Origin of the sequence: Yeosuana aromativorans (assembly GCF_014646655.1) — a bacterium.
In the GTDB taxonomy this organism is placed as follows: Bacteria; Bacteroidota; Bacteroidia; order Flavobacteriales; family Flavobacteriaceae; genus Yeosuana; species Yeosuana aromativorans.
Genome location: NZ_BMNR01000002.1, coordinates 765,700 through 777,786, shown reverse-complemented (window position 1 = coordinate 777,786; position 12,087 = coordinate 765,700). Strand labels below are relative to the sequence as shown.

Below are 12,087 nucleotides of genomic sequence, written 5' to 3'. Positions count from 1 at the left end.
ACTAATGCAGGTTTAAAAGTCCATGCTTGGATTATGACCATGAATAGACCCGGAGATTCTGTTGCTTTGCAGCATCCAGATTGGTATATGGTGAGTAGAAGCGGAAAATCATGTTTTGATGATCGCCCGTATGTAGATTACTATCAATGGTTATCTTCTAGTAATCCTGAAGCGCGGCAACATATTTATGATTTGCTGGAAGGCTTGGCAAAAGTAGATGGCGTTAAAAGTATTCATTTAGATTACATCCGGTATCCTGATGTGTTTTTGCCAGTGGGATTATTACCTAAGTACGATCTAGTTCAAAACACGGAATTACCAGATTTCGACTTTGATTATTCCGATGCCAGTGTCAATGCTTTTATTGAAAAATTTGGTAGAGATCCTAGAAAAATGGAACACCCTGAAATTGATATTGAATGGAAACAATTTCGTTTAAATCAAATTAGAAACGTTGTAAACCATGCTTATGAAATTGCTCATGAGCACGGTAAAATATTAACGGCTGCCGTATTCCCTTATCCAGAAATGGCCGATCACATGGTACGTCAACGTTGGGACAAATGGGACATTGACGAAGTGTACCCCATGATTTATCATAACTTTTATAATGAAGGATTAGACTGGATTGCCTTCGCCACAAAACAAGGGGTTTCCGATTTAAAAGCGAAAGAAACCAAGTTGAATACAGGTATTTATATTCCAGGAATAGAGTCTAAAGAACAACTTAAAGAAGCCATTTTGTTAGCCAAGGAAAACGGCGCTAAAGGTGTTGCCTTTTTTGATGGGAACGCCTTGTCTGATGAGTATTTAAACACCATAAAAGAAACAAAAGCTAGTTTGTAATAATAAGGTAATTATCAGGTTTAATTTTTTAAAAGGAGCTATGTCAAACAGAAGAGATTTTATAAAAACAACCGCTCTAGGAACCATTGGAGTCAGTACACTTTTAAGTTGTAAAGACATTGCTAAAAGCGAGTCAGAAGGCGTGCCTGCTATCATAAACGCTCAAAAAAAATCATTGATTATTTCTACATGGAACCATGGCTTACCGGCCAATGAAGAAACTTGGAAACAATTAAAAGATGGTAAACCCACGCTAGATGCCATTGAAGCAGGCATGAAAATCCCTGAAGCTGATCCTAAGATTAGAAGTGTTGGGTATGGTGGTTATCCTGATAGAGAAGGCAAAGTGACTTTAGATGCCTGTATCATGGATCATAACAGCGATTGCGGATCGGTTTGTTTTTTAGAAGGTATTATGCATCCTATCTCGGTAGCAAAACTTGTATTAGAGAAAACGCCCCATGTCATGTTATCTGGTGAAGGCGCTTTGCAATTTGCATTGGAAGAAGGATTTAAAAAAGAAAATCTATTAACGCCAGAATCTGAGGCCGATTGGAAAAAATGGTTACAGGAATCTAAATATGAACCTGTCATAAACATTGAAAATCACGATACCATCAGTATGTTGGTGATTGATGATAATGACAATATTTCTGGAGGTTGTACAACCAGTGGAGCCGCTTGGAAAATGCATGGGCGCGTTGGGGATTCCCCCATTATAGGAGCAGGGTTGTTTTTAGATAACGAAGTTGGGGGAGCGGCCGCAACTGGTTTAGGCGAAGCGGTCATGAGAACAGCAGGAAGCGCTATGGTAGTTGAATTGATGCGTCATGGAAGAACACCTTTTGAGGCTTGTAAAGAAGTAGTGGAACGCATTTACAACAAACACAAAAACCACAAAGACATGGAGTACTTACAAGTTGGTTTTATTGCCGTCAATAAAAAAGGTGAGCATGCCGGCTATAGTTTGCGTTCTGGATTTAATTATGCGGTTTATGACGAAGAAAAAGGAAACAGAATGGAAGATGCACAATTTAAAATGTCTTGGGATAAATAACTAATTATGAAGAATATCTTTTACATCATTGGATTTTTAATAGCATCATTGACCATTAAGGCTCAAAACAACGAGCCTTTTTGGTTAAATGAAAAAATCAATCAGGAAAATAGAATGCCTATGCATGCTTCATATTATGTGTATGAAAACGAAGCGTTGGCAAAAAAAGGTGATTGGAAGCAATCTGAAAATTATTACAACCTAAATGGTATTTGGAAATTTAAATACGTTGAAACCCCTAATGATTTACCCAAAGGATTTGAAAAAATCGAATATAATGATAGTGCTTGGGATGATTTCAAAATTCCTGCTAACTGGGATGTAAACGGGTATGGCTATCCCATATACACCAATACCACCTATGATTTTTCACCTTGGATTACTGTAGATCCACCGTTTGTTCCTGTTAATTATAATCCTACAGGCGTTTACAGAAGAGAGATTACTATTGATGAAAACTGGAAAGGAAAAGATATATTTCTTCATGTAGGTGCTGCAAAATCGAATCTTACTGTTTGGGTTAACGGTGTTTATGTAGGCTATGGCGAAGATGGTAAATTACCGCAAGAATTCAATTTAAATAAATTCTTAATCGATGGAAAAAACACCATCGTTTTTAAAGTTATGAAATGGAGTGACGGCTCTTATTTGGAGTGTCAAGATTTTTGGCGTATGAGCGGCATTACAAGAGATACCTACTTGTATGCTAGAAATAAATCCCATCTTATAGATTTTGAAATAGTTCCAGATTTAGATGCTTCATATATTGATGGGAGCTTAAAAATGTCAACAACATTTTCAGGTTTTAAAAAGAAAGATAAATACGTTTTAGAGGTTCAGCTAAAAGATGAAGCGGAGCTTATTTCATCAAAAAACATTGCACTTGATGAAACTACGAAAGATGCAACGTTCAATTTCAATGTAAAAAACCCAAAAAAATGGAGTGCAGAAATCCCTAATTTATACCAAGTCAACTTCATTTTAAAAAATAAAAAAGGGCAAACAGTGGAGGTTATCCCGCAGAACATAGGTTTTAGAAAAGTAGAAATTAAAGGAGGACAACTGTTAGTAAATGGTCAGCCTATTTACATAAAGGGAGTAAATCGTCATGAAACTGACCCTACTACAGGCCAAACTATTTCTAGAGAGCGCATGGAACAGGATATTAAAGTTTTAAAAGAGTTTAATATCAATGCTGTTAGAATGTCTCACTACCCCAATGACCCTTATTTTTATGAATTATGTGATAAATATGGCATTTATTTAGTGGATGAGGCCGATTTAGAATCTCATGGAATGGGGTACGATATTACCAAAACACTAGCCAATAAACCTAATTGGGAATTAGCCCATTTACAACGCATCCAACGTATGGTGGAACGTGATAAAAACCACCCATCCGTTATTATTTGGAGCATGGGCAATGAAGCGGGGAATGGTTATAACTTTTACCGTGCATACTTATGGTTAAAAGAACGGGATGCATCAAGACCCATTCAATATGAAAGAGCAAGTCTTGGAGGTTGGGCAAGAAAAACATTGAAATTTGATTGGGACTCAGACATTGTAAACCCAATGTACAGCTCGCCAGATGGAATGGAAGATTATATTAAAGGAAACCCAAATCCAAAAAGACCTTTTATTCAATGTGAATATGCACATGCCATGGGGAATTCCATGGGGAATTTTAAGGATTATTGGGATGTCATTAGAGCACATAAAAACTTTCAAGGTGGTTTTATTTGGGATATGGTAGATCAATCCGTTTATAAAACAAAAGAAGACGGTACTGTTATTTTTGCTTACGGTGGCGATTTTGGGCCTAAAGGCACTCCAAGCGATAATAATTTTTTAGATAATGGCGTATTTAATCCAGAAAGGCAACCAAACCCGCATGCTTTTGAAGTTAGAAATGTACTGCAAAACATTCTTACATCTTGGGAAAATAAAGAAGATGTCAAGATTAAAGTATTCAATGAATTTTTCTTTAAAAACTTAAGTAATGTTCGTTTAAATTGGACATTGGTTTTAGATGGTGTTGATGATGTTAGCGGAACTATTGATAATTTAGAAATAGCTCCTCAAAAAGAAAAAACAGTGTCACTTCCTATCAACTTAGAAGGGAAGCACTTTCAAGAAGCTTTTGTAAATATTAGCTACACTTTAAAAGAAGATGAACCATTTTTACCGAAAGGTTCTGAAATCGCCAAAGAACAACTTCACCTTAAAGGCGTTTGGAAAAACAATATAGAGTTAGGAAATGGAAGAAAGATGATTGTTGAAAAAAATGATAATTCTATTGTTTTTAAAAGTGATAAATCAGAAATAGTCTTTGATAAAAACACGGGATATATTTCAGGTTATACATTTAATAACGAGCCTATTATAAAAGAAGGCTATCAATTACAACCAAATTTTTGGAGAGCCCCAACCGATAATGATATGGGAGCAAAACTTCAAATAAAATTACGATCGTGGAAAGAAGCCATGGACAACCCAACTTTGATTGATTGGACATATTTTATTACAAAAGATCACATAATTAAAGTAAAAGCGAAATATGATTTACCTCAAGTTTTTTCTGAGTTAACCTTAAATTATGAACTAAATAGTAATGGCGAATTATATGTGCAAGAACTATTAAACATAGATAAGGATAAAGAGACACCCATGGTGCCAAGATTTGGAATGAAAATGATTTTACCTAAAAATTTCAATACTATTTCGTACTATGGAAGAGGTCCACGGGAGAATTATATAGATAGAAACTACAGTTCAGAGGTGGGGATTTACAATCAAACAGTTTCAGTGCAATATTATCCATATATCCGTCCGCAAGAAACAGGTAACAAAACAGATAACAGATGGATGGAATTATCAAACAATAGCATTAAATTACATATTGAATCTGATGATTTTTTCAGTTTTACAACATTACATTATCTAACCGAAGATTTAGATGATGGGTTAGAAAAAGACCAAAGACATGCTGGCGATATTAAAGAACGTGACCTGACAAGTTTAAAAATTGATTACAAACAAATGGGCTTAGGAAGTATTGATAGCTGGGGAGCATGGCCTATGGAAAAATACTTGCTAAGAGCAAAAACCTATCAGTACCAATTTAAAATAACACCATCTTTAAACTAAATTAAATGAAGACATTAAAACAAATTTTAGTAGTAATTGTAGTTGTAGTTTTTTGTTCCTGTGCAAAGCAGAAAGTTTTTACCGAAAAGGATATCCAAATAATTCCTAAACCAGCAGAGTTAAAGCTTTCAGAAGGTGCTTTTGAGTTTTCAGAAGCCACAAAATTTGTGGTCGCAGACGACTTTCAAAAAGAAATCTCAAATGTGTTGATTTCAAAATTTGAAAAAGCTTCAGGCTGGAAACCACAAATCACAAATGCCGTTCCAAACAGCAATTATGTTCAATTTACTCAAGATGACACGTTAAAAGACGAAGCGTATCAATTAACGGTCAATAATGACAACATTACCATTGCTGCAAAAGATCATGCAGGATTTTTGTATGGGCTGGAAACTGTAAGGCAATTGCTTCCTGTTGCTATTGAAAGTAACGATGTGGCTTTAAACACAGAGTGGGTGATTCCCTCACTAACCATCAAAGACCAACCACGATTTCAATACAGAGGATTAATGTTGGATTTATCTCGGCATTTTTTTAATTCAGATTATATAAGGAAAACCATAGATCGTTTGTCCATGCTTAAAATGAATGTCTTGCATTTGCATTTGGTTGATGACCAAGGATGGCGTATTGAAATTAAAAAATATCCAAAACTAACTGATGTTGGTGCATGGCGAGTCGATCAAGAAAACAAACCATGGAATGCTAGGTCTACTAATAGTCCATGCGAAAAGGGAACATATGGGGGGTATTTAACACAAGACCAATTAAAGGAACTTGTAAAATATGCCCAATTAAAAAATGTGGAGATCATTCCAGAAATTGAAATGCCAGCGCACGTAAGCTCTGCTGTTGCTGCTTATCCAGAGCTGTCTTGTTTTAACAAGAGTATTGGAGTACCATCAGGAGGTGTATGGCCAATTACAGATATCTATTGTGCTGGAAAGGACAGTACGTTTAAGTTTTTGGAAGATGTTCTTGATGAAGTCATGACTATCTTTCCTTCAAAATACATTCATATTGGAGGTGATGAAGCCACCAAAATCAATTGGAAAACCTGCCCGCATTGTCAAAAAAGAATAAAAACAGAAGGATTGAAAAACGAAGAGGAACTGCAAAGTTATTTTGTAAAGCGTATTGAAAAATATATCAATTCAAAGGGCAAAAAATTAATTGGATGGGATGAAATTTTAGAAGGTGGGTTGGCACCTGAAGCAACCGTAATGAGTTGGCGAGGGACCGTAGGAGGTATTGAAGCCGCTGAACAAGGACATGATGTCATCATGACGCCGGGAACACACTGTTATTTTGATCATTACCAAGGGCCACAAAATGAAGAACCTTTGGCCATTGGCGGTTATACACCAATAAGTAAAGTGTATGAATTTGACCCTGTTGTAGATAGTATGACGCCAGAGGAAGCTAAACATGTATTGGGTGGCCAAGCCAATCTTTGGGCAGAATACATTCCAACAACCAAGCAGTCTGAATATATGATTTTTCCAAGGTTAGCGGCTATGTCAGAAGCATTATGGAGTCCAAAAGAATCACGTGATTGGAATGATTTTTCCTCAAGACTCGAAACTATGTTTAAACGCTATGAATATTTGGGTATAAACTACGCTAAAAGTATGTATTTAATAACTTCTAAAGTGAGGATGGATTTAAATAAGAAAGCAGTTTATGTATCGTTGAAAAATGAATTTCCAAATACGGATATAAGATATGTTTTGGGCAATAAAAACCTAAAAGAATCTGCCATAAAATATAAAGACCCAATAGAACTTAAAGAAACAACTATTGTAAAAGCATCATTGTTTAAAAATGATATACCAGTTGGTAAGGTTTTTACAGATACCATTAAGTTCCATAAAGCGATAGGGGACAAAGTTGAGTATGTGACTCCATATAATGATAAATATAAAGGAGCTGAAACTTTTGGCATGGTGAATGCCATACGAGGAACCAAAAACTTTCATGATGGGCAGTGGCAAGCATGGCTAGTTGATGATATGGGGGTTATTATAGATTTAGAAGAAGAACAAACCATAGAACAAGTCACGGTTGGCTCCGTAGAAAATCAAGGGTCAGGAATTTATTTTCCTACAGGTATAAAAGTGTATGTTTCCGAAGATGGAGCTACTTATAAAGAAGTTGGAAACGTTGAACGCCCATTTGAAATCAATCCAACCGTTGAGTTAAAAGATTTTAAAATTGATTTTAAGCCTATAAGGGCAAAGTTTGTCAAAGTAATTGCAAAAAATTTAAAAACAACTCCAAGTGGAGGTGATGCATGGTTATTTGTTGATGAAATCTTAGTGAATTAAAGTTAGACATGATAATTAAATTAAAAAAAAGGAACATCAATCATCTCTATATTATTTTCGGTTAAAATATTTTCGCAAGCCAATTATGAAGATGAAAGATATGTACAAGAAATAGATCCATTAGTATTTGGAGTTGTTACTTTTACTCGGACACAAAATTTAAGACCATTTGCTATAATACAAATATCTTAGAAACATGAAAAACGATATTTCAGTCCAGAGCTAAAAGAACAAGCTGTTCGATTAAGTTACCAGCGTGAGAACATAAAAGAATTAGCAGACGAACTAGGCATAGAGGTACAAAGGATTTACAAATGGCACGGAGCGGCCAAACCACCTACCTATGCTAAGCCAGAAAAGCCAATACCCGATGACACCTTAGAAGTCAAAAGGCTACGCAAAGCCCTTAAGGAAAAAGAACTTGAACTTGAAATATTAAAAAAGGCCGTGCACATCTTCTCCAAGAGCGATGGGAAATCTATGGGTTTATAGCCAGCTATAAACATTTATATCCCATCGAGAAGATGAGCAGGGTTTTTAAAGTAAGCAGGAGCAGTTTTTACAGGTGGTACACAGCTGGCTTGTCCAAACGGGCACTGGAACATAGTTTATTTACAGATTTGGTTAAAAAGGAATTTGACTTGAGCAAACAGCGTTATGGCTACACTAGAATAGCAGAACAGTTAAAACGCAAAGGTTACCTTACATCCAGGCGTAGGGCGGCTAAAATCATGAGAATGAACAATTGGTTCAGTAAGCACAAAAGGAAATTTAAAGCTACCACAGATTCCAATCACAGCTATCCTGTCTATAGAAATTTATTGAACAGAAAATTTAACCCCCATAGGTTAAATGAAGCTTGGGTAAGCGACATTACTTATATACAAATTAAGCAAGGCTGGTTGTACCTAACCGCTATTATAGATCTGTTTTACAGACAGATAATAGGTTGGTCATTAAGTACAAGTTTACACACCAATCAAACTATTATTCCTGCATGGAAAATGGCTATAGGTAAGCGAAAGATAACCATGGATTTAATATTTCACTCAGATTGAGGGATACAATATACCTCAAAAACCTTTAGGTCATTTATTAAATCTAACCCTTTGGTGACCCAGTCCATGAGCAGGAAAGGAAATTGTTGGGATAATGACGTAGCTGAATCTTTCTTTAAAACTTTAAAAGTGGAACTTGTTTACGGCTGTGATTTTAAAACAATAGAGCAAGCTAAAACTTGCATCTTTGAATACATTGAAATATGGTACAATAGAAAACGAATGCACTCTTCATTGGGCTATAAAATCCCATATGAAGTAGAACAAGAATTTTATCAATTTAAAAATGTGGCATAGGTCTTAAAAAAACTGTCCTACTTTTTGTTGCATGTCCAATCCGTTATTGTTCCAGTATTGACATTAATCTATGGTTAAGATAAAGTTTTTCTTTGCCTACTTTTTCAGAAATTAGAAATCCTTCCTTTTCAAGTGCAATCAAATAATTGGAATTGCAACATAAAAGTAGAGACATTTTAGGCAGCTTCTTTTTGATTAAGCCACATTCTTTTAGACTGTTGGATAATCCAGCCATAAAAATTTTCATAAATGTCTTCTTTTATGGCTACATTTTTTACACTACTCAAATGAATAGAGTTAAAGAAGTCTTCTTCAATTTTATAATTTTCTTGATAGCTAAACTTTTTGAAAATAATCTCTAGTTCTTTACTGTGATTTAGGGCATAGTCAATAAGGGTTATTATTTTGGTAATGGTAGGGGCCGTTTTTCCTATTTTAGTTTTTTCATCAAGTTTAAGTTGTTGCTGATTACGAATATTAGTTATATCATTAATGTTTTCTTCAAATGAATTGGAATTAAACTTTCTAACAATTGAATTAGCAGGGAATGCTACATTGGTAAGAGCTTTAAATTCGTTTTTCTCACTTAGAATACTCAATTTGATTTTATCAATCCATATTTTTATAGTCTTCCATAAATCTTCTGATGTATTGCCAAATGTTTTTCCTGAAGCGGAAATACTATGTTTAGCTTGAACAGTTAGGGTATAAGTACCATTTTCATCTTCTTTGGCAACATCATCTATTTTTTCAATACTCACATACTCTTGTTTATTCAATTTAGATAATTCTAAAAGAGGAATTTCAAATTGATAGATATACCCTGAACCTGGACCTTTTGCACTGTCTTTCATATAAAGTGATTAAAAAATCAAATTTTAATTTATTTAAACAGCTATTTAATAGACTGTCTAAATAGATTATTTTATAAAGAAATTGTTCTAAATGTATGTAGAATACTACTAAAAAAATTTTTTCAATTTATTTTTTGCTTCTTAAATGTAGTATTCATGTTCAATCTTGTGAATGCCTCTAACCATTCTTGGCATTGGTGAATCCTTATCTCTTTATATTCAGAGCAATTTTTTAATCTACAAGAAAATTGTAATATGGTAAAAGTTGTTTCCTACTTTATGGTACTATATGATTGCTTTTTAAACTTTATATCAACTTAATATTTAAAACCAATTAGTCTTTAAATAATTAATTTATTATGTGTTCTATTTTCTTCATCAACATATTAAAACGTTCTTCACGAATTAATGGATGGATGTGCATGGCTAAAATTTCATCGGCCTGTGGATGGTTTTTAATAGTTTTCAATTCCTGTTTAATGTACAGTTGCACATTTTCTGCGCTTGCTAGTATTTCCTCTACTATTGTTGTTCTGTTGTCCAATAAATAGATGATATCCTCGAAATCGTGACTGCCATAAAAATCATTTCCCCCCCTGTCTTTAAATGCCTCTAATTTGGTTGCCAGGAAATAGGGGGAAGGTAATATATTTATGGTTATGCCTTCTGGGAGTTCTATTTGTTGTATAAACTTGAAACCCGGTTTGTACCATTTATTTGAAATACCAATACTACTGTCTTCTGCAGGCATGATGTCAATGGCAATGCCTTGGAATTTATAGGAGCATATGGATTGTCCTTGTGGATCTGGATAGAAATTCAATTCAGATAATCTTTCTTGCATTTGGGCCCATTCGGTATAATTTGCCAAATTGATGGTCATGTCAATATCAGACGTAGGACGAATTTCTTCAGCTGCTGGGTCATCTGTATATAAGCTGATTATGGCACCACCAATAAAGACCATTTTTTCGTTCAGCTCTTTTAATCCTTTCGCAACTTGTGCTACTAATGAGAGATTGATGACTTTGTTATGCATTTTGAATCCTTTTTTCCAGTTCTTTTTTTGCTATTTCCTTTTCTCTAGCTCTTCCCACTCTAATAGCATCGACCATTGTTAGTAACTCATACAACTCTTTATCCTTCAATGAAGCTTCTACAACTGTATTGTATAATGGTTCTATCGCTTGGCCTCTCTCTTGTCCTTTGGCATAGGGCCAAACGTATTTATCACTGGCATGGATTATGTTGTTTAAAGGCTCTGCTGAATGTGCAGTTAATACCCCTCTAACAATAGGTCCTGGATGTTGTGGAAAAGCATAGGCCACACCATGCATCAAGAATTCAGTAAACGCTAGTTTGTTTACTTTTTTTCTTGCACCATCAATTAAACCGGCATATTTAGAACGGTTCAAGGATTGGCTTACTTCCGATTGGCTTATTCCCAATTCTTGGGCAATCGTATGATGGAACCACGATTGCTCACCTAAAGCTATTATTTTTAGGAGTATGACGATGTCTTGGGGCTTCAAGTTATTTCTGGATTGATTCATATATTCCATATTGCGATATGCAATATTACATATTAAATATTTAATAAACAATGTTTTACTTATTTATATTCCATATTGCGATATGCAATATGTATTTGTTTTAAAATACTTATTAGGCTCCAAATATGGTTAATAATTGGGACAAAAATTATTTCGAAACGGTTCTCCATACCTTTTATATTTAGTATGTATGAGTCCCACTTCCTGCTATTTTAAATTTCACAGAGGCTTTTAATCCACTTCCTAGCCATCACTGTCCCCTCTTTTTTTGACGGCAAAACAACAACATTCATTCTTGGACGACGGCATAAAGCCAGAGCTCGTGCCTCGCTCTTTTTTATACGTCTTACCAAGCCTGAATATTGGATCACACCAAGCATCAAAAAAAGATAACAGCGAAGGCTCTACGGGAAGTAAATCAAACCATCGAATCATGAAATCATATCAAAATATCCAAAAAGGAAGTGGCACTAAAAAAAATCAAAAAAGAAAAACGCTTCCGGATACAATAAGTAAATCACTGAATATTAATCCATCTACTTTATGTAGATACTAAATCAATTTAATTATGGGAACATTAAAGAACCATGTACAGTTAATCGGAAACGTTGGGCAAGACCCGACCATTACAACCTTGGAAAGCGGAAAAGTATTGGTGCGGTTTCAATTGGCAACCAATGAGCATTTCAAGAATTCCAAAGGGGAGAATCAATCAGAAACGGACTGGCACAATATGGTGGCTTGGGGCAAGGTTGCCTCAATCATTGGGAAACATGTTGGAAAAGGGCATAGGATTGCCATTGAAGGCAAGCTCAAGACACGCTCTTATGAAACAGAACAGGGAGAGAAACGCACGATTACTGAAATCGTTGTCAATGAAGTGTTGTTATTGGACACTAAAAATAATACTTCAAAATCTGAACATTAAACAAAAAATAAAGAGGG

The 12,087-nt window shown here is 35.0% G+C and carries 10 protein-coding genes and 1 pseudogene; 8 read left to right on the top strand and 3 right to left on the bottom strand.

Annotated elements, in window-relative coordinates:
• The 7 genes and pseudogenes from IEW94_RS06870 to IEW94_RS17025 all read left to right on the top strand — a co-directional run.
• On the top strand, positions 1-846 hold an 846-nt coding region (locus IEW94_RS06870), incomplete at its 5' end, for a putative glycoside hydrolase (RefSeq protein WP_188651311.1).
• 40 nt (positions 847-886) lie between these two features.
• On the top strand, positions 887-1,903 hold the full coding sequence (locus IEW94_RS06865; RefSeq protein ID WP_188651310.1) for a glycosylasparaginase: 1,017 nt from the start codon (positions 887-889) through the stop codon (positions 1,901-1,903).
• Positions 1,904-1,909: 6 nt separating this feature from the next.
• Positions 1,910-5,053 (top strand): beta-galactosidase, LacZ type, encoded by a 3,144-nt coding sequence (gene lacZ / locus IEW94_RS06860; protein ID WP_188651308.1) that lies wholly within the window; start codon positions 1,910-1,912, stop codon positions 5,051-5,053.
• Positions 5,054-5,058: 5 nt separating this feature from the next.
• Positions 5,059-7,380 (top strand): glycoside hydrolase family 20 protein, encoded by a 2,322-nt coding sequence (locus IEW94_RS06855; RefSeq protein ID WP_188651306.1) that lies wholly within the window; start codon positions 5,059-5,061, stop codon positions 7,378-7,380.
• Between the two features lie 213 nt (positions 7,381-7,593).
• Positions 7,594-7,872: pseudogene (locus IEW94_RS17035) on the top strand (transposase); the annotation flags it as partial.
• Entirely contained in the window at positions 7,815-8,438 is a 624-nt protein-coding gene (locus IEW94_RS17030; protein WP_373286596.1) for an IS3 family transposase, read from the top strand. The pseudogene IEW94_RS17035 and the gene IEW94_RS17030, both read left to right, overlap by 58 nt.
• A 54-nt stretch (positions 8,439-8,492) precedes the next feature.
• Positions 8,493-8,735, top strand: coding sequence for an IS3 family transposase (locus IEW94_RS17025; RefSeq protein ID WP_373286595.1), 243 nt, complete (start codon positions 8,493-8,495; stop codon positions 8,733-8,735).
• A gap of 176 nt (positions 8,736-8,911) precedes the next feature.
• Here IEW94_RS17025 and IEW94_RS06845 read toward each other — a convergent pair whose 3' ends face one another.
• The 3 genes from IEW94_RS06845 to IEW94_RS06835 form a co-directional block, all read right to left on the bottom strand.
• Complete coding sequence (locus IEW94_RS06845; RefSeq protein ID WP_188651304.1) at positions 8,912-9,589, bottom strand: hypothetical protein; 678 nt, start codon at positions 9,587-9,589, stop codon at positions 8,912-8,914.
• 349 nt (positions 9,590-9,938) lie between these two features.
• A complete protein-coding gene (locus IEW94_RS06840; RefSeq protein WP_188651302.1) occupies positions 9,939-10,628 on the bottom strand; it encodes a nucleotidyl transferase AbiEii/AbiGii toxin family protein in 690 nt (229 codons plus the stop codon).
• A complete protein-coding gene (locus IEW94_RS06835) occupies positions 10,621-11,142 on the bottom strand; it encodes a hypothetical protein (protein WP_188651300.1) in 522 nt (173 codons plus the stop codon). The genes IEW94_RS06840 and IEW94_RS06835 overlap by 8 nt, the downstream gene beginning before the upstream one ends.
• A gap of 568 nt (positions 11,143-11,710) precedes the next feature.
• Between IEW94_RS06835 and IEW94_RS06830 the strand changes: the two genes are divergently transcribed.
• Positions 11,711-12,070: a single-stranded DNA-binding protein gene (locus IEW94_RS06830; RefSeq protein ID WP_188651298.1), complete on the top strand. Its 360-nt coding sequence runs from the start codon at positions 11,711-11,713 to the stop codon at positions 12,068-12,070.
• The last annotated feature ends 17 nt before the right edge of the window (positions 12,071-12,087 follow it).

What these genes read in the sequence shown, in the direction of transcription:
- IEW94_RS06830 (WP_188651298.1), top strand. Translation starts at nt 11,711, where the DNA reads ATGGGAACATTAAAGAACCATGTACAGTTAATCGGAAACGTTGGGCAA.
- IEW94_RS06855 (WP_188651306.1), top strand. Translation starts at nt 5,059, where the DNA reads ATGAAGACATTAAAACAAATTTTAGTAGTAATTGTAGTTGTAGTTTTT.
- IEW94_RS06840 (WP_188651302.1), bottom strand. Translation starts at nt 10,628, where the DNA reads ATGCATAACAAAGTCATCAATCTCTCATTAGTAGCACAAGTTGCGAAA.
- IEW94_RS06835 (WP_188651300.1), bottom strand. Translation starts at nt 11,142, where the DNA reads ATGAATCAATCCAGAAATAACTTGAAGCCCCAAGACATCGTCATACTC.
- lacZ (WP_188651308.1), top strand. Translation starts at nt 1,910, where the DNA reads ATGAAGAATATCTTTTACATCATTGGATTTTTAATAGCATCATTGACC.
- IEW94_RS06845 (WP_188651304.1), bottom strand. Translation starts at nt 9,589, where the DNA reads ATGAAAGACAGTGCAAAAGGTCCAGGTTCAGGGTATATCTATCAATTT.
- IEW94_RS06865 (WP_188651310.1), top strand. Translation starts at nt 887, where the DNA reads ATGTCAAACAGAAGAGATTTTATAAAAACAACCGCTCTAGGAACCATT.